The sequence below is a fragment of the Paenibacillus sp. sgz302114 genome (genome assembly GCF_056120345.1).
In genome coordinates this window covers 130946-154745 of sequence record NZ_JBVYOI010000008.1, presented here as the reverse complement: position 1 = coordinate 154745, position 23800 = coordinate 130946, and the positions used below count along the sequence as shown (strand labels likewise).

Below are 23800 nucleotides of genomic sequence, written 5' to 3'. Positions count from 1 at the left end.
TTATACAGAAAATTTAGTAAGAAGCTATCATTTGCTCTATCTATGTTAGGAGCATTGGTTCTTATGGTTAACTCGGCCGTGTCTGCGGCTTCGCCAGCGCCAATCAAAGTCAAGACAAGCAGCTTCAACATGGTCTTCGACGGCCAGAAGCTTGCGCTGCCGGAGGGACAATATGTGTTTGCGGTTAATGGCACATCCTATATGCCGCTTCGCTTCGTATCGTATGCGCTGCAGAAGAGCGTGAATTGGGATTCGAAGACGCTTAAAGTGACGGTATCGAATCCAACGAAGCAACAAGCCGTTATTTTGAAGGACTATCTTACAAATGTCATTTCACATAACGATCAAGTATCGGCTCAAGGTGGAGTAACGATACAGCTCACGCCGAAGCCGGTGAAGTTCGCAGTGAACGGTGAGGCAAAGTCACTGCCTAGCGGACAGAACGGTTACATCGTCAATGGCGCGTTGTATGTGCCAGTGCGCTTCTTATCTGAGGCGGTTGGTTCAGCGATTCAGTGGGATGCGGTGAAGAAGCAGGTAACTGCGAAATCTGAGGCATACCAGGCAGAGCATGGGAAAGACGAGACTGGCACAGGTACAGGTACAAGTACAGACAATGGTACAGGTACAGGCAGTGACAATACGAGCGGTAATGGAAGTGCAAGCGGTAATGAAAATGGTAATTCGGACAGCGGCTCAGGCGGTGATTCAACCGGAGGGGCTATTGGTGGAGGGGCAGGCGGCGTTATTGAGAAGCCGACTTACGAGTCCATCAAGGCGAATGCGGAGCAGCGTCTGACACAATTACAGAGCAGCTGCCAGTCAGCGCTTATGAAAATCGCCATCAAATATAGTAATTCGAATGATCCGAATGCAAAGGAAACGCTGAAAAACCAAGGCTACGCGCAGCTTGATTCGTGTACAGCGAAATTTAATACCATCATCAGTGACACGGAAAAGCAGCTGAAGGCAAACGGGTACGATACAGATATCCTTCAGTCGTACCGAGATGAGTTTAACAGCCAAGTTGAGGCTGGCAAAGTGATTATGCAGGGAATGGCGTAATCCATAGGTATCGCTTAAAAAAGGCTCCTTACGCGAACGCGTAGGGAGCCTTTTTTGCGTTGAAGCGCAGGTTAGTTGATGCTGTCTACATAGATGCTGCCGCTCCAAGCGCCGCTCGTTTTGAGCTCGATTCCAATTAACTTCATCGGTGTAGGCGCAGTCGATGGAATGGTTACGGTGATCGTATTCCAAGCATTCTTCGTCAGACCGGAGTAGACTTGGTAATTGCCATGCCATGCCCAGGCGTTGCTCTGAACGAATGGTTGGACAGAGGTAATGGCCGCGCCGCTTGGGACCCAGATGCGGAAGGTGACGGTGCTGCCCGCTGTCAGGCCCGAAGGGTTATCCAGCTGTGCATAGTAGGTGGCAGCACCAGTCGCATTGGCAGTCATTTTCAAGGAGTAGCTGCCCGCATAGGCACGGTCTGTGCTCGAAGCAACCGCCAAGCTGTTCGTACCGTAGAAGCTTTGCAGAGAGCCGCTCTCGAAGTTGAATTTGGCTGTATCGCTGCTTGCTACTGGGAATACCAGCGAGTTATGCGCGCTAGCGAAGGCGGATGTAGCCGGTGAGAGATTGGTCATGTTGCCGTTGCTGTCGACGCCGTTCGAGGTCCATGGCATGACGCCTGCGTAGCCGTTCGTATAGGCATTGGAGAAATCGCTCGTGAGGGTATGCCCCGTTGAGCCAAGTGCAGGACATTCGCCGACGACGACTGGCCGATCGAATACGAGATACCAGGACGAAGGCGTTACGTAGAAAGGGATGCCCCAGTAAGGATCCTGCCATGGGTAATAGTGCGGTGAGTAGAAATCGACTTTGGCGAGAGTGCTGCTTACTTTGGCTTGGAGTGCGGCATCGCTGATCTTGTTGCCGCTCGAGCCGCTTGCTGTTGCACTGTTATACTTGACCATTCCGAGACCGACCGTAGTCAAAATGCTGCTGTTCTGGTGAATGGCGACAGCTGACTTCGCAAAATACGTTTGCAGGCGATCCCAGGAGATTTGTCCGTTGTTCGAATCCTCATACACCCAGTCCGGCTCGTTCATGAGATCGATGGACCAGAGATACGGATTGCTTTTGTAACGATTAACGAATGGGATGAGATAGTTGTTGACGTAGGAATCAATATTGGAGTCGCTGCCTAGCATGTTGCGCCAGCTTTGGTAGTTCGTGTGGCTGTTATTGAAGTGGTCAAATGACATGAGTGTCGCCATAATGTAGACGCCATTGTTCTGAGCGATCTGGAACAGGCTGTCGAGGTTGCTCCAATGAGCGGTTGTTGCACCCGTCACTTGACCGTTGCTGTTAATGTTGATGCCAACTTCTCCGTTACAAGTAATCCACACCCTTGTTGCGTTTACCCCATTACTGTGAAGCGTGGCGAAGTGATTGTTCCACCAATTGTAGTCGAACGATCCGCCAAAATCATTCCAGCTGTTCCACGGCGTGTTAGCCCCGTTCATAAAGATCTGCTGGCCCCCGGCATAGAAATTTGTTCCGCTGATCGTAATGCGGTCTCCAAATGCTGCATTTGCGGATGATGAGAAACTAAGCGAACCAAGCAAAATAGCTAGAGATAAGACAATGGATATCCAGCTGCTGCGTGCATGCTTCGTCATTCGAGCTTCCTCCTCTCAAATTGAAAACCAAACGTCGAGCCTTACAATTTTCTTCCTTAAACATTACATAAAGCGCTTACATTACTATTTTTGATGAAAATGCTCGGTGTGTAAACAGAACCTTGTCATGGGATACGGGGAATGTAGTCATGTGAACGTTAGAATTTTGTCATGTCCCAAGGGATATAAAAGGTTTGACGAACTCACGTATCCCCTTCTATACTGGTTGATAATAGTTCTCAATATATTGAGATGAATAGAGCTTACAGGAGCACATATGCGCAAAATAGGTATCCGTGCAGGCGGGCTGCTCATGGCTGCCTGCTTCATATGGTTGTCGTGGAGGTATTTTCATGGTCAAGCGATCGAGAACAGTGTGGTCAAGCTGCTGCATGCGCCAAGGATGCTGCTGCTTATGACGGGTGGCTATGCATTGTCCTTCGTTCTTAAAGCACTTGCTTGGCGGTCATATGCCGGGCGAGGCAAGATGGATCGGTTGTCGATCTACGTACATCCGCTTCTAGTGAGCTTGCTTGTGAACCATGTTTTGCCGCTGAAGCTGGGCGACTTGGCACGAGCAGGACTGCTGGCGAGAACAGCTAAGATACGCTGGGATGAGGCTTTGCACTCTGTCGCAGTGATGAGAGTTCTCGATATGGCCTCATTGATCCTCATCGGTTCGGTTGGCGCGCTGCTGCTTGGCCTGGAGGCGTCGCCTTGGTCACTTGTTGTCGCGGCGGCGGCCACGCTTGGAGTGGTAGTCCTGCTGCTGATCGAGAGGCGCCGGAGAATGGGCGAGAAGGTTCGAGCTGAACGTAAAGGCATTGCCGCTCTTCTGCAGCGGCATTATGCCAAGCTGCAATCGACACTGGCTTCTAAACGGGGAGCGGCTGCGGCGCTGCTAACACTACTTAGCTGGCTGCTGGAAGGAGCCGTCGTGTATGGCGTAACAGAGGTGCTTGACCTGCCGATAAACCCATTCGAAGCGATATGGGTAACGAGCATGACGATCGCCGGGCAGCTGTTTCATATTACGCCTGGCGGCATTGGGACTTACGAAACGACGCTGACAGCATCGCTTGGCGTGCTAGGTGTTTCGGGCAAGGATGCTTTTGCCGCAGCGCTGTTGTCGCACGGTTTTAAATTTGTGTTTGCATATGTGACAGGTGCGGTATCGCTTGCGATGAGCGCCGTCACGGTGAAGGAGCTGCGGACATGGCTGCAGCCACCTGGGAGAGAGGGGAAAGCGAAATGAAGAAGGCGTCGAGATTCGAGATTGTAGCGGCGCGCTGCTGGAATTTGTTGAATGAGGGGAAGCCGTTCACGCCTATATTCGTCACCGGTTCATACGCGCTCTATCATATGAATCAATGGGGGATGGCAAGCTTCTGGGTGCAGTTTATGTTCGGGCTGCTGGCGGCACTTCCGCTGTTTGCGCTGTACTTCTATTATGATTTTCCGCTGTTTCTGCGTAACTATCTGTGGCTTCCCGTCGTTGCGGCGCTCGTGCTGTGGCGTGATGCGCCGCTTGATCTGGGGTTGTACGCGACGGCGACACTGCTGTTTCTATTCTTCACAATCTACTTCTGGGGGACGTTCTATTACCACTTAAGGATTGGAACGTCATGGTGGAATTTCAAACGGTTCTGGAAGCTTGTGTTGAAGAACAGCGATTCTACGAGTGGCAATGCGCAAGAGCAGCTGCCGAAGTTTCTGCTGCTTCTCTTCGTTGTTGACGTGGCGGGCGGATATTGGGCGGATGGAAGCGGGTCTGCGGGTGATTTTGGCTGGGGCAGCTATTGCTTATTCGTCGTCGGTGCCGCAGTGTATGCGTTCATTCTGCACCGCAATCTATTCGATTGGAAGCCGAAAGAAATACCAAACTATACGGTCCCTGTACAACCGCCGGAGCAGCCGGCTAAAGGCAAAGCGTTCGTGCTTGTCATTGACGGCATGCGGAAGGACCGGTTCGAGGAAGCGAATGCGCCTTTTCTGAAAAGGTGGCGGGCAGAAGGTACGGAATATACGCAGATGGAGACGTTGTATCCGGCGAGAACGGTCGTTTGTTTCTCTTCCATGTTCACAGGCACGTATCCGCGCGAGCACGGCATTACGTCCAATATGGTATGGAAGCTCGGCATTAAGGTCGAATCGATCTTCGACAGCTTGCGAAAAGTGGGCAAAGTCGGACGGCTGCTCGGCATTGCGCATCTAATCGACTCCATGGGCGATGATGTGGAGAGCGTCACGGCGGTTATGCATAACGATAAAGCCGACCGCAACATTATGGAGCGCGCGAAGCTCATTATGGCGGAGCAGAATCCGGATCTCTTGATTGTGCAGTTCATTGCAACGGATCAGACCGGACATAGCATGGGCGCGCTGTACGGCGAGTACCGGCAAAAGATTGAGGAGGCTGACGCGCTCATCGCCGAGTTCGTGCAGTGGCTTGAGGCACAAGGGCACGCAGAGGATGCAACGTTCATCGTATGCGCCGATCATGGACAAGCCGACGGGATCGGCGGACATGGTCATTTGGACGAGGGCGAACGGTATGTGCCGTTCTTCATATATGGTCCGAACGTGCGGCAGGGCGTCAAAGTCGATGCCAAGCAGTCGCTTGTATCGGTGGCGCCGACGCTCAGCTACTTGCTCGATGCGCCGCTGCCAAGTCATAGCCGCGGACCGGTATTGATAGACGCTTTTGAAACGAGCCAGACGATTAAACCAAAGAAAGAAGCTGGGCAGCATGGAGAAGAAAAAGCTGGTCGTATTCCTGCCGGCGCATAACGAACAAGGCAATATCGCCAAAGTAATCGCTCGAATTCCGCGCAAGCCGCATCCGGAATGGCAGGTAGAGGTGCTCGTCATTGATGATGGGTCAACGGATGGTACGGTGGAGGAAGCAAGGGGTGCGGGTGCGGAGCATATCGTTTCTTTTGCGCGTAACCGGGGTCTGGGTGCTGCCGTTCGAGAGGGGCTTGCTTCATGCGTGCGCCTCGGTGCCGATATTGGACTCATGATTGACGCGGATAACGAGTATCCGGCAGAGGAAATTCCGAACGTTGTCGCTCCGATCTGGGAGGGGCGTGCCGATTATACGATGGGATCGCGGTTTAAAGGCGTTATCCGTGGGATGAAGCTGCACCGCCGACTCGGCAATTACTGCTTCACGCTGCTGCAGGCGCTGCTGCTGCGCCGGATGATCCGGGACGGCCAGTCTGGCATGCGCGGCTTCTCGAGGTCGGCGATGGATCGAGCTGAAATTATCCATGATTACAATTACGCGCAGGTGCTGACGCTTAATCTGATCCGCCAAGGCTTCAGAATGGAAGAGGTGCCGATTACGTACCAGGTGCGCGAGCATGGCGAATCGTTCATCAAGTTCAATAAATATATGACGAATGTGCTGCCAGCGGTATGGAAGGAAATGCGCCGTCCTGTGGGCAGGAAGCGGGCTACCGCGCTGAAGAAAGCGCGGGCGGTTGCCGTGAGCGGGGCGAGTGTGGAGAAGTAATAGGCTGGCTGAGTGGTGAAGTAGGAGCAAGAGCAAGAGCAAGAGCAAGAGCAAGAGCAAGAGCAAGAGCAAGAGCAAGAGCAAGAGCAAGAGCAAGAGCAAGAGCAAGAGCAAGAGCAAGAGCAAGAGCAAGAGAGTTGGCACTAGCTAAAGCGGAAAACAAAAGCAGGAGCTATTGCTAGGATGAGGTGGTGGCAGGGTGCGGCGGCGAGATGGGAATCATTTGCGGGGTGGGCGCAGATATAGGAGTGTTGTGAAGTCGGTCGCCGCACCGGCTTCTGTTGTTGTTGGGGTGCTGCTCTGGCTGCTGTACAGCTTGCAGCACCGGAGTCCGTTTGCGGGCAGCTGGGACGAGGTTGATTTTGTGCTGGCGCTTAGCCGGTTCGATCTGCTCGCGATGCAGCCGCACTTCCCTGGGTATCCTTACTTCGTGGCGGGGGCAATGATAGTGCAGCGCTTCGTGCACAATCCGGTGCTCGCCTACGACACGCTGAATATCGGACTGTTTGCAGTGTCTGTTTTTCCACTCTGGCTGCTTGCGCGGCGGGTGCTAACGCCGCTATGGACGTCGCTTGCGGTGCTGCTCGTGCTGACAGCTCCGTATCTATGGCTGCAGGCGGTGCGGCCGATGTCGGAGGCGGCAGGCATCGCCTTGCTGTGGTGGTTTCTGTGGAGCTGGTGGAGAGCGATGGAACGTCGCTCATGGGGACGCTCAGCGGCAGCGCTGTTCTTCTTCAGCCTGATGATGGGAATCAGGCTGTCTTTTGTTGCCTTCGGCATCGGCCTGCTCTGGCTGCTGGTGCTGCATGTTCTGGATTGGCGGCGGCAGGGGAAGCGGGTGCTGCCACTGGCCTTGCTGTTCGTGCTGCTCGCGGCAGGCTTCGAGCTGCTGTGGGTGGCAGGGCTAGCCCTGAGCGAAGGCGGGCTGCGCGGGTTTGTTCAGCTGGCCCTCGCGTTCACCGAGGGCCATTTCAGTGAATGGGGCGGCGGCGTAACCTCCGCCGCCCAGATCAGCTTCGCCGCGCGGCTGCTGCGCTTGGCCGGCGACAACGTGCTGTGGACCGGCATGTTCGCCCGGTCCACGGCATTGCTCGCAGCGGCGGCGGGGCTTACCTTCGCCGCTGTGCTCTCCGCGGGGGCGGCACGCCCGCCCCGCGGCAGCGCGCGCACGCGCGCGCCTTTGGCGCCCCGGGCGGCGGCATGGCTATGCCGCCCGGCGCTGCCGGGGGCGCTCGCTGTGCTCGCGAGCGCCTACGGCGCCTGGGCGCTGCTGGCGCAGAACATCGACAAGCCACGCCATATCACGCCGCTAATCGGCGTGATATGGCTGCTGCTTGCGATGTGCTGCGCGGCTGCGCCGGCTGCTGCGCAGCAAGAGCGCGGCGCGCGCATTCGCCGCGCGCTGCAAGCGGCGGGCGCGCTCTGCGCCGCTTGCGTCATTGCGCTGCAAGCGGCCGCAGGCAGCGCGCTGGTAGCACGGCAGGCGGAAGAGAAGCCTGCCGTCTACCAGCTAGAGCAGGGGCTTCGCCAGCTTGCGGCAAGCGATACGGAACGTCGGTTCGTCGTGTACACGTGGGAGGAAACGCGCGTCTTCCAGTACTTGCAATGCCCGGTGACGAACCGGCGGATTGAGACATACTCGTACTTCCTCGCGGATGTACAGGCAGACCCAACGGCAGAGATTTTGCTGACCGATCATGTGCTGCAAGGCTTCGAAGCTCAGGTTGGCTCGCTGCGGGACAAGGTGCAGCCGATCGCGGTCTATCGCAGCGACCCGCTCTTTGAGCCCGTCTACAACGAAATCACTTTGTACAAGTGGATCGGTGAGAAGACATCTTAACTAGCACGTTAGACTCTAACTGCGGAACCACACACTAACAGCCACACGCTATAAAGGACTTTCCTATGTTCTCTGATCAAGTCACTCGTTTCTAGCAGTAATAATGGATTTTCCCATTCTTATCTCTAATCAAGTCACTCGTATCTAGCAGCAACAACAAATCTCCCCACTCACATCTATGCTCAAACCATCATTTTGGAGGATTTGGGCGCTGAGAGTCGCATTTCCCGACTCTCGGAGCGAAACTGCAGCTGTTTTCGAACTGAGAGTAGCGTTATCCGACTCTCAGAGCTTCAAACGGGCTATTTCAGCGGTTCTTTGGGCGCTGAGAGTCACATTTCCCCTCTCTCGGAGCGAATCTACAGCTGTTTTCGAACTGAGAGTAGCATTATCCGACTCTCAGAATTCTCAACAGTTCGTTACTACTCAGGCGCCCCTGAATTTGGGGAGTTTTTCACTGACCTCCTCCGGCTAACGAATCGTATAGCACTTATTTAGCCGATTTCGGCAGGTTAAATTGGCTAACGAACTGGAGGCACGCTATTGTCACGATTTTGCCAACCCAATGGCTCCTAATTGCTTAATAAAGCTAACTGAGTTCGTTAGCCTATCAACCCCGTCCAATTTGTTCGAATAACGCCACCTGAGTTCGTTAGAGGGGGAGCAAGGCTGGGGAGATCTCTTAATAGCTCGCTCAGCCCAGCTGCACTGACCTAATGTAGTAACGATTTTCCCACCATTGACCCCCAAATCTGTCCAATATAGCGAACGATTTTGGGCTTTCCCACTATATTCGCTACCGCAGCTAGAAGTGATTTCCAGACAAAATGCCCAATTATTTTTGTGCACTCCAATCTATTGACACCCCAATTGAAAATGATTATCATTACTAGCGTGACCTTTGAGAAAAAATGGGAGTCACTGTATGGCGATTATGACTTTTGGAAGGTGAGTTGCAATCATGCGCATAAGGTCAATGAGAATCGCAACGCTGGTTGTCGCGATTTTTCTGGTCCTGGCACCTACGAGTGTATGGGCTTATTCGTACGGCGATGCCAATACCGAGGACGTAGCGGAAACGTTTAAGCTGGTCGTTTCATCGCTTGGGAAGAACCCGGCCGATTGGAACACGGCACAAGCAGCGCATAAAGAACGGCGTGACGAAATCGCATCGCACTTTGGCGAATCCGTTGCGGCAACGCTGGATGCGGACATCAAGGCACATAAGACAGCTGAGACGATTGCTAACTACAAGGCGATTCTCATCATGAATCTGGATCGCCGCTTTGAGAATGTGCTCCACGATTACACCGATTACACGAAGGCGAAGCTGCTGCTTGCGAAGGCGCGCGCAACGTTTGTAACGTTGTCGCCTTATGCGGAGTCGAAGCTTTCCCCGGCGAAGCTGGATAGTCTCTCGAAGGATTTTGACGCTGCACTTGAGGCGATCGGCAATCCGGGACTGTTCGGCGTCGGCAAGAAGGACCCGGACGAAGCGGCGCTGAAAGCAGCGGTTAACCGGATCTACGGTGCGGTTAGACCACTGTTCCCGTTCACGCCTTACAAGGCAGAGCCGTCGAAGCCTGCAACGGGTACTGGAACTACCACGAAGCCGTCAACGGGCACATCGGCAGGCGGCACAACAAAGCCGTCCGGTAACAAGCCTGATAAGGGCACAACGACCTCAGGCTCGGCAGCATCCGATAAGCCGGCAGCTAATGACAACAAGTCCGGCACAGACACAAGCAAGAATACGAGCACGACGGACAAACCCGCCACGGACGATTCTAGCAAGGAAACTTCAACTGAAGCGCCTGCAGACGACGCAGCGGCACCGGATCAATCATCGAATGCCGATGAGCAAGCTCCGGCAGATGATGCGAATCAGGCGGCGGACGACACCAAGGCAGCAGATACCGCTAATAATACAGCTGCGACGAATGATACGGCAGCGTCCGACAACGCAGCTTCAAGCGGCAACGACACTGCAGCAGCAGATGATACGGCAACGGCTGACACAGCGGCAGCAGCAGAGCCGGAAGTCATTGACGGGACGAAAGCGCATGCGCCAATGGCCCACGAGAGCAAGACCAATCCTGCTGTAACGATCAGCGTCATCGGAGGCGTCGTTCTTGTAGGGGCAGGGACCGTATGGTGGGCTCGCCGCAAAGGTTTTTTCTAACCGTTCTTCTTTATCATTTCTGACCGCGCCACTCTATCATTCTGTACCTCTCTATCGTTCCGTATCGCTTTATCATTCTTTGTGCCAAAAACCGGCGAAAGCTGGTTTTATTGAATCATTTAAATCTATTTTGGGAGAGTTGAACTGATGAACCGATTCAAGAAGTTCTTGTCCATCCTGCTCACCGTCACAATGCTTGCAGCATCTGTATTTGCTTTTGCAGCTGCTGCATTCGCTGACGACTCACCGCAGAAGGCGCCGGTCAACACTGACGTTGCGCCACAACTAGCTGCTTACAAGAACCTTCTAGGCATGTTTGAACAGAAGAAAGCGATTGCCGATATTAAAGCACAGTATGTAGCTGATTTCGAGAAAAACGTCCTTGGCGTTGATGGCAGCATTAAAGCCGGCGACCCTGTTGTGAACGAAAACATTCGTTTCGTTCTGGATAATGCAGTTGATGGCAAGCTTACATATGCGCAAGCAGAGCAAGCTGTTGATAAAGGGCTGCAATGGTACTTCTACTTCCTGATTAAGAACCTCACAAACACAGGTGCGAAAGCTGCCCTGACCGCAGGCGATCAAGCTGGTGCGCAAGCATTCATCTCGAAGGCGGCGCTTGTTTACACGGATGTGCTCGGCGCTACAGCGAAGATGGTTGACACCACATATGGCACAACAATTTCAGCATTGTTGAACCAAACCGTATTCCCGGCCTTCAAATCCGAGATCGATAGCAAAGACGTGACTCAGCTTAACGTTCACCGTCAATTGCTTGACAAAACATTGATCAAAATCTTCAATCTCGCAACTCTTGCACAAGCAGACCGCATGAAGAGCCTGCCTGCTGACGAGCAGCCTGCAGCTGTAATCGAAGGTTACTTCTATTACATGAGCGTTTATGGTTACCTGCACGGCGGAGACGCTGCTGATGCAGATGTTGTCTACAAGGCATTCGGTTCAGGCGATGCGAAGCAAATTGATGCAGCTGCGATTCGCCAAGCTATTATCCGCTGCAACGTTGCTAAGGTAAGCGAGTACACGACAGAGATTCTTACTAAGCTTGGCAAGAAAGACGTAGCAGGCGCAGCTGGCACAGGCGGCGAGCTGTATGGCTTCTTCGCAGCACTGGAGCCGTTCTACGCACCGGGCGTATATGCAGAAGCGAAGCATCTGAATGACGAGATCCTTGCGGCATCTGCTGCAGGCGATGCGGACAAAGTTCGCGCGATCGGTTTCCAAATGGCTTCCTATGCTGTACAACTCGACGGCATTACGTTTAAAGCTGGCGACAAGCAGGTCGCTGTGAACGGCAAAGCGCAAGATGTAACGCCTTCGTTCATCGAGAAGTCATCTGGCCGCACACTTGTACCGACTCGTTACTTGGGGCTTCTTGGCTTCGCAGTGAGCTTCTATAACGCTACGAAGACGGCAAAAGTAACAAAGGACGGCGTAACGCTGGGACTTACAATCGGCAGCGACGTTGTAACGAAGAATGGCGAAGCAATCGCTGACTACAAGCTGGATCAGCCGGTTGTAGTGAAGGACAATGTCACTTATCTTCCGCTTCGTGCAATTGCTGAGCTTTCCGGCAACCGCATTTATTTTGACAAAGGTCAAATCATCGTTATTAAATAGGCGCCTTTCACTAGCTGCGCCTATGCTTGCCCGTCCTCTTCGCAGGGCGGGTATGCGTATTTAGGAAGGATTAAGGAGTGAGCGTTCCATGAATTTGCAGGCGTTTCTCATCACATTCCGCGAGGCGTTCGAAGCGATTCTCATTGTCGGAATTATCATTACGTACTTGAATCGGATCGGGCAGAGCAAATGGAATAAGTGGGTGTGGGTCGGGGTGTTTATGGCGATCCTCGCCAGCCTTGGCGTTGCGCTCGTGTTCCAGATCGTGCTCGACGGGTATGCGACAATGGGCAGCAGAGAATATTTGCGTATTGGCATTTTGCTTGTGTCATCGGGGTTGTTAACGCATATGATCTTGTTTATGGGCAAGCAGAACCAAGAGATGCGAAGCAAGCTGCAAAATAAAGTAGCGCTTATTCTCGGTGCCGGCGGCGCAATCAATATGATTGTTCACTCCTTTCTCGTCACATTGCGTGAAGGGATAGAGACGGTCTTCTTCTTCGCGGCGATTTCCGGAGGCGATATCTCGAAAGCGATTCAGAGCTGGGGCGCTTTGGCCGGACTTGTGGCCGCGGGACTGCTCGGCGTTGCCGTATTCAAGGGCAGCAAAAAAATTAAGATCGGAACCTTCTTCAAGGTGACGAGCGTATTTCTCATAATGATCGCGGCTGGCCTGTTCGTTCAGGCGATTGGCGTGATGCAGGATTTGCGCATGATCGATAGCCTTTATAAGACGCCGGGCGGCGAGATCGGCGCGATGTACGATCTGACCTGGTTCATGCCGGAGCATCCGATTGACGAGACGAATTACTTCCGCGATACGGGGCATCATCCGATTCTGAACGGGCAGGTCGGCATCTTCTTCAAAGCGTTCCTCGGCTATACGCAGGACCCTTCCTTGGAGGAGTTCGCGCTATACTGGCTGTACTATGTGATGGTATTTGTACTGCTTGCGAGGCAGCGAAAGCTGGCACTTCTGGCAGAGGCCAAAGCCCGCGAAGAGGCGGAAGCCTCGGCGGAGTCAGCCATAATGGGCGACGGTGTCGCAGCCGCCTCGGCGCTGACGGAAGAACGACCGAATAATACAACCGCGGTATAACGGAATATGTGAATTGTGTAATAGGCTCTCGTTTTCGCCGGCTCACCGGAGAAGGGGGAGTCTTTTTATTGTTCACACCTGCATATTTTTACCAGCAACGGCTTATCCTAATGGAGGCTGACTTTACTAGCGCGCTCCAAAATTTGTCGAAAGGAAGCGCATTCAACTCCGTCATAGACGCAAGTGGTAGCTTTTGTTATAATTGTGAGGGAAATTTGACCAAGCTGGCAGCACCGATCCCGCCCTGCAGATCCATTACAATGGAGGCGAAAATAGTGGAGAAGTACATCAACAATTACGTTATTGTGGCCATCTTCATTCTTCTCGGTATTCTGCTTCCCGTGGTCGCACTGGCGTTTGGGCGACTATTGCGTCCAAACAAACCGAATGAAGAGAAGAAGACGACCTACGAGAGCGGAAACGAACCCGTAGGGGAGGGTCAAGTCCGATTTAATGTGCGCTACTATCTGTTTGCGCTCATGTTCGTAATTTTCGATGTGGAAACCGTTTTCTTATATCCGTGGGCCGTTGCTTATAAGCAGCTCGGCTTATTTGTGCTTGTCGAGATGGCGATATTTACGGGATTATTGTTAATTGGATTACTCTACGCCTGGAAGAAGAAGGTGCTCAAATGGAATTCAATTTAGAGTCGATTACCCCCGAAGAGAGACAAGAGCTGGAACGCAACGTGTTTATGGGGACGCTGGAGCAATTGAAGGCGTGGGCGCGCAGCAACTCGCTGTGGCCGCTGACGTTCGGACTTGCTTGCTGTGCAATCGAGATGATGGGGACAGGCGCATCGCATTATGACCTGGACCGGTTCGGCGTTATGTTCCGCACATCGCCGCGCCAATCTGACGTAATGATTGTTGCTGGTACCGTCACGAAGAAGATGGGACCGCTGCTTCGTCGTCTCTATGACCAGATGCCTGAGCCCAAATGGGTCATTGCGATGGGCTCCTGCGCCACCGCAGGCGGACCTTATGTTCGTTCATACGCAGTTATGAAGGGCGTCGATCAGATCGTGCCCGTTGATGTATATATTCCGGGCTGCCCGCCGAACCCGGCTGCACTTATCTATGGCATTAACAAGCTTCAGGAGAAAATCCGCTACGAGGCGAAGACCGGGAAGCGGGTGACGAACCGATGAGCGACGAGAAAGAGAAGGAGCAGTCGGCTGAGCCGAAGAGCGAGGAATCTAGTCGCCAAGAGGCAAGTGAAGCGAAGGCTGCAGAAGTGCCTGCGAGTGAGGCAGCTGAGCCTGTGGAAGATGCGAGCGAGGATGCAGCAAAAGTAGCGGAGCCAGCGGCAGCGGAGCCAGCGAGCGAGGCGAAGCCCGTAGTGGAAGCCGCACCGAGCGCGCCGGCAGCGGAGCAATCGAGCGAGCCAGCGAAAGCGGCAGAAGCCGCGGAGACGGCGCAAGTAAGCGGCGTGCCTAGCGGCGAAACGGCGCGGGCAGAAGCGAGCGAGGCGAAGCCCGCAGCGGAAGCCGCGCCGAGTGCGCCCGCAGCGGATGCGGCTTCCGCGCCAGCGGTCGATCCGGAGCGCGAAGCGAAGCTGAAGGCGGCAGCAGAAGCACGTGCCGCAAGAGCAGCCGCGAAGGCGGCGGCGGAGGGCGGCGGCGAAGCGCCTGCTGCTGCGCCAGCCGGAGCTGGAGCTGGCAGCGCGGAAGATCCGGAGAAAGCGGCGAAGCTTGCCGCTGCTGCGGAAGCGCGCGCGGCGCGGGCTGCGGCCAAGGCGGCAGCAGAAGGCGGCGAAGCGGCACCGGCAGAGCCGAAGGCGCCGTCACCGAAGCAGCCTCAGCTTGACGAGGTAGCAGCACTTATTCGTGTGTCCATTGCTGAAGATGCGATTGAAGAAGCTTACATAAATGAACTGAACGATCATATGCCGTCGCTTATCGTTCGCGCGGAACGTTTGGTCGAGACTTGTCGTCTCTTAAAGACGCATGAAGCGCAGAGCTTCTCCTACCTGCGCAACGTCTCCGGCGTTGATTATGAGACGCATCTGGAAGTCGTCTACCATCTCGTATCGCTGAAGACGAAGAACGAGCTTGCCTTGAAGGTGAAGACAAACCGCGAGCAGCCTGAGATTCCATCGGTTGTCCCAATCTGGGATACGGCGAACTGGAACGAGCGCGAGATCTACGATTTGCTCGGAATTGATTTTCCGGGCCATCCCGATTTGCGGCGCATAATGATGCCTGACGATTGGGTTGGGTATCCGCTGCGCAAAGATTACGTACCGCTAGACCCGGAGGTGTGATGAGCCGTGATTCGTACAGAAGAACTGCTGCTTAACGTCGGCCCGCAGCATCCCAGCACGCATGGCGTTTTTCGCATTATCGTCAAGCTTGACGGTGAAGTGATAACGGAAGCGACTCCGGTTATGGGCTATTTGCACCGGGGAACAGAGAAGCTTGCGGAAGATTTGAACTATACGCAAATTATTCCTTATACCGACCGGATGGATTATGTGTCGGCGATGACGACGAACTACGTGCTCTGTCACGGCGTTGAGAAGATGATGGGACTTGAAGTGCCGGAGCGCGCCGAGTTCATGCGGCTCATTGTAATGGAGCTGCAGCGCATTGCCAGCCATTTGGTATGGTGGGGCACTTACCTGCTCGATATCGGCGCGATGAGCCCGTTTCTGTTCGCTTTCCGCGATCGCGAAATCATTATCAACCTGTTCAACGAGCTGTGCGGCGCCCGCCTGACTTACAACTATATGCGGGTTGGCGGCGTGAAGTGGGATGCTCCTGTCGGCTGGATTGATAAAGTCCGCGAGTTCATTCCATATATGGAAGGCAAGCTTGACGAGTATAACAATCTTGTCAGCGGCAACGAAATCTTCCTAGCGCGTATCAAGAACATCGGCGCATATGATGCGCAGACCGCTATCGACTATGGCTTATCCGGTGCGAATCTCCGCTCTACAGGCGTGGACTGGGACTTGCGCAAGGCGAAGCCATACAGCTTATATGATCGCTTCGAGTTCGATGTACCGCTCGGCAAGAAGGGCGATTGCTATGACCGTTACTTGATCCGGCTTGAGGAAATCCGCCAATCGCTTCGCATCTTGAAGCAGGCGGTGGAGCAGTTCCCGTCCTCCGGCGAAGTGATGGGCAAAGTGCCCCGCGTCATTCGTCCGCCAGCAGGCGAGCTCTATGTGGGGATTGAATCGCCGCGCGGCGAGATCGGTGTTCATATCGTTTCGAAGGGGAAAGCGGAGCCTTACCGGCTGAAATTCCGACGTCCGTCCTTTGTGAATCTGCAAATCTTGCCGAAGCTGCTCGTCGGGGAGACAATGACGAACCTCATTACCATTTTGGGCGGCATCGACATTGTCGTCGGGGAGGTTGACTGCTAATGGGGTCCTGGCTCGATGAAACGTTGACTTGGGGCAATGCGCTGCTGTTCTTCCTATGGGGCGTTATCTTGCTTGTCGTCGTATTAGGCTTCGTAACCTACGCGATCTTCTTCGAACGTAAAGTAATCGGCTGGATGCAGTACCGGATCGGCCCGAACCGGGTTGGACCGTGGGGATTGCTGCAATCCGTCGCCGATATTACCAAGCTTCTCATAAAGGAAGACACGATTCCGCGCAAAGCAGACAGGGCGCTGTTCATCTTGGCTCCAGCGCTTGCATATGTTCCTGCGTTTGCCGTTCTCGCAGTTATTCCGTACACGCAGAAGCTGTATTTTGCCGATATCAACGTTGGGCTTCTCTACTATGTCGCGCTCTCGGGCATTTCGACGATTGCGATCGTCCTGGGCGGCTGGTCGTCCAACAACAAATACGCGCTGCTCGGCGGTATGCGCTCCGCTGCGCAGATGATCAGCTACGAAGTGCCGCTCGTCATCTCCGTCGTCGGCGTCATTATGATGTCGGGCTCGCTCAACCTGCGCTCGATTGCCGAGCAGCAAGGCGATTGGTTCTGGCAGTGGAACTTCATTCCGCAAATTATTGGGTTTATCGTATTCATTATCGCAGCCGTATCGGAGCTGAACCGGACGCCGTTCGACTTGCCAGAGGCGGAATCGGAGCTTGTTGCCGGCTATCACGTCGAGTACAGCGGCTTCCGCTTCGCGTTCTTCATGCTGACGGAGTATGTGTATGTGTACGCAATTGCGGCACTGACGACCGTATTGTTCCTCGGCGGCTGGCATGCGCCGTTCCCGTTCCTTGACTGGGTACCGGGCATCATTTGGTTCCTGCTCAAGTTCTCCTTTATCGTGTTCTTCCTGTTCTGGATCCGGGCGACCTTGCCGCGTATCCGAATTGATCAGCTGATGGGACTTGGCTGGAAGGTGCTGCTTCCGGTGGCAATCTTGAATGTGTTTCTTACAGCGGTTTACATGGAGCTGTTCGTGAAATAAGGCTTATGAAGACAGGAGGGATGAGGGAATGAAAGGTCTCTTAAAAGGGCTTGGTGTCACGCTTAAATCATTGACCGAGAAAAAAGTTACCACTTCCTATCCCGATGTGCCCATCATCATGCCGGACCGTTACCGCGGCATCCAGCATTTTGAGCCGGACAAATGCATCGTGTGCAACCAGTGCGCCCGTATTTGTCCAACGGAGTGCATCACGCTTACCGGTAAAGCGAATCCGGACCCGGAGAAGAAAGGGAAGGTCATCGACACGTATGACATCAACTTTGAAATTTGCATTTTGTGCGATCTCTGTACGGAAGTGTGTCCGACAGAAGCGATCGTCATGACAGGCAATTTCGAATTGGCGTCGTACAGCCGTGACGAATTGTTCAAGGACTTGAAGTGGCTGGACGATAACAACAACAATGTCCGTCAGGACAATAACAATATTGGTGCTCCCGCTGCAGCCAAGGGAGGAGCGAAGTAGCCGATGTTTAACGTGAATTTTACGGGTGAATTTGTCGCCTTCTTCATTTTCTCTGTACTTATTATTAGCGGCGCGGTGCTGATGGTCAGCTTCACGAAGGTCGTTCACATGGTCGTCTCGCTCGCGGCTGTATTCCTCGGCATTGCAGGCATGTTCGTGCTGCTGCAGGCGGAATTTCTTGCCTTCGTTCAAGTGCTTATCTACGCCGGCGCGGTAACCATTCTGATGATCTTCGGCATTATGATGACGAAGCACCAGGATGGGGAAACGGAGCGTTCGCGCCCCTTGCATGAGACGCTGACGGCAATCGGCGCACTGGCGCTGTTCGGCATTCTGTTCTACGCCATCCGCCAATCGGAATTCCCAGAGCCATCGCAGCCGCTAAATGCGGCGGCTGATAATACGATGGAAATCGGCAAGCTGCTGTTCACGAATTATGTCGTGCCTTTCGAGCTTGTTTCGGTGCTGCTGACGGTTGCCTTTATCGGCGCGATCGTGCTTGCGAAGAAGGAGGCGGACTAACATGTTATCTTCGTATTTAACGATGGCTGCCATTTTGTTCTGCATCGGCTTGTACGGTGCGCTTGTGAAACGCAATGCGGTCATCATTCTATTGTCGATTGAGCTGATGCTGAATGCGGTCAATCTCAATCTGGTTGCTTTCTCGAAGTATGGTGTTGTTCCATCGCTGACAGGACAAATGTTCACGCTGTTCAGCATCGCCGTTGCAGCAGCAGAGGCGGCTGTCGGTATTGCTGTCCTCATTGCGCTGTTCCGTGCGCGCGGTACCGTCAACGTGGATGAGTACGACGAGATGAGGAGGTAACGGATATATGGATACAACTTTCTCACAAGCTGCTTGGCTCATTCCGCTCTTTCCGTTCCTTGCTTTTCTATTGCTGCTCGCCTTTGGGCGCGGTCAGCGGACGCTCGGCGTTCTGCTTGGCTGCGTAAGCTCGTTCGCAGGGCTTGTGCTGTCGATTCTCGTCCTAATTGAGCATATGACAGATGGAACGAAATACTATCAATATGCGTTCAAATGGCTGGACATTAACGGTCTGACCTTGAATGCAGGCTATGAGGTTACGAATCTGACCGCGCTTATGCTTGTCGTCGTCACATTGGTCAGCTTCCTCGTCAACCTCTACTCGGCCGGTTATATGAAAAGCGACGAGCGAATCTCTGTTTTCTACAGCTACGTCGCACTGTTCTCGTTCTCGATGCTTGGCCTCGTACTATCGGACAACATGCTGACGCTCTATATTTTCTGGGAGCTCGTTGGTGTCTGCTCGTTCCTGCTGGTTGGCTTCTGGTACAGCAAGCCGGAGGCGAAAGCCGCAGCGAAGAAGGCGTTCATCGTGACCCGGATCGGGGATGCGGGTCTGTTGCTCGGTATTCTGCTGCTGTACTGGTATATGCCAGATCATGCGCTTGATTTTGTCCATATCGGCAATGTGTTCGATGGGCAGACAGGGATTATCGCGGCAAGCGTGACGACCTGGATTGCCATTCTGATCTTTGTTGGCGCAGTCGGCAAATCCGGTCAGTTCCCGCTGCATGTATGGCTTCCGGATGCAATGGAAGGTCCGACACCGATTAGTGCGCTGATCCATGCGGCAACGATGGTTGCGGCAGGCGTCTATCTCGTTGCTCGGACATTTGATATTTTTCAAGCTTCGCAGACGGCGATGGATATCGTCGCTTATATCGGTGGCTTCACGGCCATCTTCGCCGCTACCATCGGGGTGGCGCAGAACGATATTAAGCGGATTCTCGCTTACTCTACCGTCAGCCAGCTCGGCTATATGATGATGGCGCTGGGGCTTGGCTCGATGACAGGCGGCATCTTCCACCTGTTCACTCATGCTTTCTTCAAGGCGCTGCTCTTCCTCGGAGCGGGCAGTGTCATCCATGCGGTACATACGCAGAACATTCAAGAAATGGGCGGCCTAAGCGGCAAAATGAAGATTACGACCTGGACGTTCGGCATCGGCACGCTTGCACTGTCGGGTATCCCGCCGTTCTCCGGCTTCTGGTCCAAAGATATGATTCTCAATACCGCGCTGCACGAGAAGCCTGTGCTGTTCGCAGTCGGTGTAGCTGCTGCATTCTTCACGGCGTTCTACATGTCGCGGTTGTTCTTCCTCGTCTTCATGGGCAAGCCGAGAGGAGAGCAGCACGCTCATGCGCATGAGTCGCCAGCCTCAATGACGATTCCGCTCATCGTGTTGGCTGCGCTATCTGTCGTCGCTGGCTTCATCCAAACGCCTTGGAACGAAACGCTAGGCACATGGCTGACCGATGGTGCAGAGAAGGAGCATGGCGGCGCTGGCATCGTGATGGTCATCTCCGCAGCGGTTGGACTGCTTGGCTTATACCTCGGCTGGCTCGTCTTCGTGAAAGGGACGATTGCTCGCGATGCGGTATCCTCCAAGGCGCCTTGGCTAATTCGGCTGCTGGAACGCAAATATTACATGGATGAGCTGTATGAAGCGCTGCTGGTTCGGCCGCTTCGGGGACTTGGCTACCTGCTGAATGCAATTGATGATTATATTGTGGACGGCCTTGTTCGGCTGGTCGGCGGAACAGCGGTGCTGTTCGGCCGCGGGGGAACCCGCGTACAGAACGGCCAAATTCAAACCTATGGCGTAGTGACGCTTCTTGGACTCGTCGTTCTCATCGTTGCACTTGTCGGAAGGAGGTTTTGGTAATGCTGGCTGATCTTCCGATTCTATCGCTTATTACGTTCTCGCCGCTGCTTGGCATTCTCGTTCTGCTCTTCCTGCCGAAGCACCGGAGCCGGTGGCTGAAGGTGACCGCGATTACCGCGACGATTCTTCCGCTCCTGCTGTCGCTGTGGCTGTATGCCGATTATAACGGCACGAAGGGCGGCAAAGCGTACGAGGAGAACGCAACCTGGCTCGACGTCTCGCTCAACAAAGAAGCAGTCGGCGATGTCAGCTCTTATCAATTCGAGCTTCAGTATCATATGGGCATAGACGGTTTATCGATGCCGCTTCTGCTGCTAACGACCATTGTTGGCGTCATGGCTGCACTTGCTTCCGTCCATGTGAAGAAGCGCTGGAAGTCGTTCTATATTTGGTTCCTGCTGCTTGAGATCGGCATGCTCGGCGTGTTCCTCGCCAGAGATGTGTTCTTGTTCTTCGTCTTCTTCGAAATGACGCTCATTCCGATGTTCTTCCTCATCGGGATATGGGGCTACATGAACCGGGAGAAGGCTGCGAACAAGTTCTTGCTCTATAACGGCATCGGCTCGGCGATTATGTTGATCGCCTTCGTTATCCTTGTTGCTACGGCAGGCTTCCGCGCGGAGCAGCTGCCGGAGAATCAGCAAACGAACTTGTCTTATAGCGGAAGCTATGAGGTTATTACAACGAACCTGACGAAGGCCGATTCGTATGTGAATATGCCGTCGGGACAAACGCAGGGCCAGGAGAATCCGTTCTACTTGTCCGAGCGGATGCGCTGGGTCATCTTCCTGCTGCTGCTGATCGCCTTCGGCATTAAGCTGCCGATCTTCCCGTTCCATACGTGGATGCTCGGGGTGCATACGGAAGCACCGCCTTCGGTCGTTATGATTCACTCCGGCGTCCTGCTCAAGATGGGGGCATACGGCTTGCTCCGCTTCGGGGTATTCATGTTCCCAGGGGTGGCGGAGGATTGGAAAGTAGCGATCGCCATACTAGGCGTCATCAATATTCTATACGGCGCAATACTTGCAATCGTGCAAAAGGAATTCAAGCTCGTTCTCGCTTACTCATCGATCAGCCATATGGGCATCGTGCTGCTAGGTATCGCTTCGCTCAATGAAATCGGCTTGCATGGCGCAATCATACAGCTGATCTCGCACGGTCTGATCTCCGCGCTGCTGTTCCTCATTGTCGGCAGCATCTATGAGAGGACCGGCTCGACAGAGCTGAAGGATCTAGGAGGTCTTGCAAGAAGCATGCCGTTCATTAGCGGCATTCTGCTAACGGCAGGTATGGCTTCGCTCGGTCTTCCTGGATTGTCCGGCTTCATCGGAGAGTTCCTGTCGCTGCTTGGGTTGTTTGATTCCCAGCGCGTCATTACGGGAATTGCGGTGCTCGGCGTTATTCTGACCGCGGTCTATGTGCTGCGCAGCATCCTTGGCATTACGTTCGGCCAGGCGCCGGAGAAGCTTGCAGGCGTTCGCGATGCGCGACTTATTGAAGCGGTGCCGATGATTACGCTGCTTGCTTTTATCGTACTGATCGGGGTTTACCCGGCTGTATTGACGGAGCCGATGAAGCATGGCTTCGATACGCTGCTCCAGCAACTTTCAGAGAAGGCGGGGAGGTAGACGATGGACGCTGTACAACAACAGCTGCAGTCGCTCACCTGGAGTGACGCAGCCTATCTCGCCCCAGAATGGATACTCGTCGCATTCACCATTGTACTAGCGGTGCTTGATCTATTCCTGCCGCGCCGATCGCTGATTGGCTGGCTGACGCTTGGCGGCCTGGCGCTCTCGCTTGGTTTTGCCGTATGGCGCTTAACGGATCTTATTGATAAAGCGCAGTCGACAGACGCGAATGGTCAGGCAATCAGCCACGTCATTCGATTGATGGGCGACAGCTACCGGATTGACGTATTCTCAAGCCTGCTGAAGATTCTGTTCCTCGTCGCTACGATGCTGATTGTGTTAATGAGTCTTGGCACCATTAGCAGAGCGGATATTTCGGATAGAGGCGAGTTCTATTATTTGCTCATGCCGGCTGTCGTTGGCGCGATGATTATGGCCTCTTCCGGCGATATGATTACGCTCTACATCGGTCTTGAGCTGCTGAGCATCACAACCTATGTGCTCGTTGGCATTCGCAAGCAGTCGCTGAAGTCCGCGGAGGCGGCGTTCAAGTACGTCGTAACCGGCGGCATCTCGTCTGCACTGATCCTGTTCGGGATGTCATACCTGTATGGCATCACAGGCGCGACGAATCTCGGCGCGATTGCGCAGGGCATTCAGCAGCATGCAGCGGAATATCCGGCACTGCTTTATGTATCGCTCTTCTTCATGCTGGCGGGACTTGGCATTAAGATCGCCGCTGCTCCATTCCATTACTGGGCGCCTGATGTGTACCAAGGGGCACCGACGCCAGTTACAGCGTTCCTTGCGGTCGTTTCCAAGGGCGCGGCATTCGCGGTTATTTTCCGAATCGTATACAATGTGGCGTTTTTCGCTTCTTCGCCGGATAAGCCGATTGCCGATGATGTGTTCCTCGCACTGCTCGTCATGGCAGCTGCGGCGATGCTGGTCGGCTCGACGATGGCACTGCGCCAGTACAATGTGAAGCGGCTCTTCGCGCTCTCCGGAGTTGCTAATGCCGGCTATCTGCTCGTACCGGTAGGCCTGTCGCTCAAAGGGATGCACGCCTCGAACTTCGGTGAGTTCCTGTTCTACCTGGCAGCTTACCTGCTCATGACAATTGGTATCCTCGCCGTATTCTCGGTCATTAGCAAATCGGTCGGCCATGAGGAGATTGGCGGCTTCGCAGGCCTCTACTACCGAGCGCCATGGACAGCTGTCGCGGTCATCATCTTCGTGCTCTCACTGGCAGGCTTGCCAGTTACGGGCGGCTTCTTCGGGAAGCTGTTCATCCTGCTTGGCGCGGCGCAGTCGAAGCTGTACTGGATTATCGCCGTTATGGTCGTCAGCAGCGTCATCTCGTACTACTTCTACTTCGGCCTCATTCGCCAAATGTTCATGCGTGCAACGATCGATAATGAAGTGCGCGTGCCGGTCACGACGGGCATCGTGATCTGGCTGTGTGCCGGAGCGACCTTCGCGCTTGGCATTGTGCCAGGACCGGTGCTGGACTTTGTGAATGATCATTTCTCCATTGTGAGTGATTTGTTCGTGCGGCTGCAGTAGCCATTCGACAAGTTTGTCAATGAATACCAATAAACCTCTGATTCTATGCAGCTCTGGTAGAAT

General features: G+C 54.0%; 20 protein-coding genes. 19 read left to right on the top strand and 1 reads right to left on the bottom strand.

The window, feature by feature from the left end:
• The first annotated feature begins 63 nt into the window (after window positions 1-63).
• Window positions 64-1065, top strand: coding sequence for a copper amine oxidase N-terminal domain-containing protein (locus AC0LWF_RS19975; protein WP_474653294.1), 1002 nt, complete (start codon window positions 64-66; stop codon window positions 1063-1065).
• Window positions 1066-1136: 71 nt separating this feature from the next.
• Here AC0LWF_RS19975 and AC0LWF_RS19970 read toward each other — a convergent pair whose 3' ends face one another.
• Window positions 1137-2684, bottom strand: coding sequence for a glycoside hydrolase 5 family protein (locus tag AC0LWF_RS19970; protein ID WP_474653293.1), 1548 nt, complete (start codon window positions 2682-2684; stop codon window positions 1137-1139).
• A gap of 277 nt (window positions 2685-2961) precedes the next feature.
• Between AC0LWF_RS19970 and AC0LWF_RS19965 the strand changes: the two genes are divergently transcribed.
• The 18 genes from AC0LWF_RS19965 to AC0LWF_RS19880 all read left to right on the top strand — a co-directional run bounded on the left by AC0LWF_RS19965 (window position 2962) and on the right by AC0LWF_RS19880 (window position 23737).
• Entirely contained in the window at window positions 2962-3939 is a 978-nt protein-coding gene (locus AC0LWF_RS19965; protein ID WP_474653292.1) for a lysylphosphatidylglycerol synthase transmembrane domain-containing protein, read from the top strand.
• Window positions 3936-5474 (top strand): alkaline phosphatase family protein, encoded by a 1539-nt coding sequence (locus AC0LWF_RS19960; RefSeq protein ID WP_474653340.1) that lies wholly within the window; start codon window positions 3936-3938, stop codon window positions 5472-5474. The genes AC0LWF_RS19965 and AC0LWF_RS19960 overlap by 4 nt, the downstream gene beginning before the upstream one ends.
• On the top strand, window positions 5434-6201 hold the full coding sequence (locus AC0LWF_RS19955; protein WP_474653291.1) for a glycosyltransferase family 2 protein: 768 nt from the start codon (window positions 5434-5436) through the stop codon (window positions 6199-6201). The genes AC0LWF_RS19960 and AC0LWF_RS19955 overlap by 41 nt, the downstream gene beginning before the upstream one ends.
• Before the next feature lie 253 nt (window positions 6202-6454).
• Window positions 6455-8041: a nucleoporin-interacting protein gene (locus tag AC0LWF_RS19950; protein WP_474653290.1), complete on the top strand. Its 1587-nt coding sequence runs from the start codon at window positions 6455-6457 to the stop codon at window positions 8039-8041.
• A 961-nt stretch (window positions 8042-9002) separates the two neighbouring features.
• Entirely contained in the window at window positions 9003-10223 is a 1221-nt protein-coding gene (locus AC0LWF_RS19945) for a hypothetical protein (protein ID WP_474653289.1), read from the top strand.
• A gap of 147 nt (window positions 10224-10370) precedes the next feature.
• Window positions 10371-11861, top strand: a complete 1491-nt coding sequence (locus AC0LWF_RS19940) for a copper amine oxidase N-terminal domain-containing protein (RefSeq protein ID WP_474653288.1) — start codon at window positions 10371-10373, stop codon at window positions 11859-11861.
• Between the two features lie 88 nt (window positions 11862-11949).
• Entirely contained in the window at window positions 11950-12960 is a 1011-nt protein-coding gene (locus tag AC0LWF_RS19935; RefSeq protein ID WP_474653287.1) for an FTR1 family iron permease, read from the top strand.
• A gap of 260 nt (window positions 12961-13220) precedes the next feature.
• A complete protein-coding gene (locus AC0LWF_RS19930) occupies window positions 13221-13607 on the top strand; it encodes an NADH-quinone oxidoreductase subunit A (RefSeq protein WP_126011806.1) in 387 nt (128 codons plus the stop codon).
• A complete protein-coding gene (locus tag AC0LWF_RS19925; RefSeq protein ID WP_090575341.1) occupies window positions 13592-14110 on the top strand; it encodes a NuoB/complex I 20 kDa subunit family protein in 519 nt (172 codons plus the stop codon). The genes AC0LWF_RS19930 and AC0LWF_RS19925 overlap by 16 nt, the downstream gene beginning before the upstream one ends.
• Window positions 14107-15225, top strand: coding sequence for an NADH-quinone oxidoreductase subunit C (locus tag AC0LWF_RS19920; RefSeq protein ID WP_474653286.1), 1119 nt, complete (start codon window positions 14107-14109; stop codon window positions 15223-15225). Before AC0LWF_RS19925 ends, AC0LWF_RS19920 begins: the two co-directional genes overlap by 4 nt.
• A 6-nt stretch (window positions 15226-15231) precedes the next feature.
• Complete coding sequence (locus AC0LWF_RS19915) at window positions 15232-16332, top strand: NADH-quinone oxidoreductase subunit D (protein WP_474653285.1); 1101 nt, start codon at window positions 15232-15234, stop codon at window positions 16330-16332.
• On the top strand, window positions 16332-17342 hold the full coding sequence (gene nuoH, locus AC0LWF_RS19910) for an NADH-quinone oxidoreductase subunit NuoH (RefSeq protein WP_474653284.1): 1011 nt from the start codon (window positions 16332-16334) through the stop codon (window positions 17340-17342). Before AC0LWF_RS19915 ends, nuoH begins: the two co-directional genes overlap by 1 nt.
• 28 nt (window positions 17343-17370) lie before the next feature.
• On the top strand, window positions 17371-17826 hold the full coding sequence (gene nuoI, locus AC0LWF_RS19905) for an NADH-quinone oxidoreductase subunit NuoI (RefSeq protein WP_474653283.1): 456 nt from the start codon (window positions 17371-17373) through the stop codon (window positions 17824-17826).
• Between the two features lie 3 nt (window positions 17827-17829).
• On the top strand, window positions 17830-18348 hold the full coding sequence (locus AC0LWF_RS19900) for an NADH-quinone oxidoreductase subunit J (protein WP_474653282.1): 519 nt from the start codon (window positions 17830-17832) through the stop codon (window positions 18346-18348).
• A gap of 1 nt (window position 18349) precedes the next feature.
• The gene (gene nuoK, locus AC0LWF_RS19895) at window positions 18350-18652 is read left to right on the top strand and encodes an NADH-quinone oxidoreductase subunit NuoK (protein ID WP_090575359.1); all 303 of its coding nucleotides are present in this window, start codon (window positions 18350-18352) and stop codon (window positions 18650-18652) included.
• A 7-nt stretch (window positions 18653-18659) separates the two neighbouring features.
• Complete coding sequence (nuoL, locus tag AC0LWF_RS19890) at window positions 18660-20537, top strand: NADH-quinone oxidoreductase subunit L (RefSeq protein ID WP_474653281.1); 1878 nt, start codon at window positions 18660-18662, stop codon at window positions 20535-20537.
• Entirely contained in the window at window positions 20537-22168 is a 1632-nt protein-coding gene (locus AC0LWF_RS19885) for a complex I subunit 4 family protein (RefSeq protein ID WP_474653280.1), read from the top strand. The genes nuoL and AC0LWF_RS19885 overlap by 1 nt, the downstream gene beginning before the upstream one ends.
• 3 nt (window positions 22169-22171) lie before the next feature.
• Entirely contained in the window at window positions 22172-23737 is a 1566-nt protein-coding gene (locus tag AC0LWF_RS19880; RefSeq protein WP_474653279.1) for an NADH-quinone oxidoreductase subunit N, read from the top strand.
• Window positions 23738-23800: the final 63 nt, after the last annotated feature.

Bases quoted from the DNA above. Each gene is read 5' to 3' on its own strand.
- AC0LWF_RS19975 (WP_474653294.1), top strand. From the start codon at position 64: ATGGTTAACTCGGCCGTGTCTGCGGCTTCGCCAGCGCCAATCAAAGTC.
- AC0LWF_RS19970 (WP_474653293.1), bottom strand. From the start codon at position 2,684: ATGACGAAGCATGCACGCAGCAGCTGGATATCCATTGTCTTATCTCTA.
- AC0LWF_RS19965 (WP_474653292.1), top strand. From the start codon at position 2,962: ATGCGCAAAATAGGTATCCGTGCAGGCGGGCTGCTCATGGCTGCCTGC.
- AC0LWF_RS19960 (WP_474653340.1), top strand. From the start codon at position 3,936: ATGAAGAAGGCGTCGAGATTCGAGATTGTAGCGGCGCGCTGCTGGAAT.
- AC0LWF_RS19955 (WP_474653291.1), top strand. From the start codon at position 5,434: ATGGAGAAGAAAAAGCTGGTCGTATTCCTGCCGGCGCATAACGAACAA.
- AC0LWF_RS19945 (WP_474653289.1), top strand. From the start codon at position 9,003: ATGCGCATAAGGTCAATGAGAATCGCAACGCTGGTTGTCGCGATTTTT.
- AC0LWF_RS19940 (WP_474653288.1), top strand. From the start codon at position 10,371: ATGAACCGATTCAAGAAGTTCTTGTCCATCCTGCTCACCGTCACAATG.
- AC0LWF_RS19935 (WP_474653287.1), top strand. From the start codon at position 11,950: ATGAATTTGCAGGCGTTTCTCATCACATTCCGCGAGGCGTTCGAAGCG.
- AC0LWF_RS19930 (WP_126011806.1), top strand. From the start codon at position 13,221: ATGGAGGCGAAAATAGTGGAGAAGTACATCAACAATTACGTTATTGTG.
- AC0LWF_RS19925 (WP_090575341.1), top strand. From the start codon at position 13,592: ATGGAATTCAATTTAGAGTCGATTACCCCCGAAGAGAGACAAGAGCTG.
- AC0LWF_RS19920 (WP_474653286.1), top strand. From the start codon at position 14,107: ATGAGCGACGAGAAAGAGAAGGAGCAGTCGGCTGAGCCGAAGAGCGAG.
- nuoH (WP_474653284.1), top strand. From the start codon at position 16,332: ATGGGGTCCTGGCTCGATGAAACGTTGACTTGGGGCAATGCGCTGCTG.
- nuoI (WP_474653283.1), top strand. From the start codon at position 17,371: ATGAAAGGTCTCTTAAAAGGGCTTGGTGTCACGCTTAAATCATTGACC.
- AC0LWF_RS19900 (WP_474653282.1), top strand. From the start codon at position 17,830: ATGTTTAACGTGAATTTTACGGGTGAATTTGTCGCCTTCTTCATTTTC.
- nuoK (WP_090575359.1), top strand. From the start codon at position 18,350: ATGTTATCTTCGTATTTAACGATGGCTGCCATTTTGTTCTGCATCGGC.
- nuoL (WP_474653281.1), top strand. From the start codon at position 18,660: ATGGATACAACTTTCTCACAAGCTGCTTGGCTCATTCCGCTCTTTCCG.
- AC0LWF_RS19885 (WP_474653280.1), top strand. From the start codon at position 20,537: ATGCTGGCTGATCTTCCGATTCTATCGCTTATTACGTTCTCGCCGCTG.
- AC0LWF_RS19880 (WP_474653279.1), top strand. From the start codon at position 22,172: ATGGACGCTGTACAACAACAGCTGCAGTCGCTCACCTGGAGTGACGCA.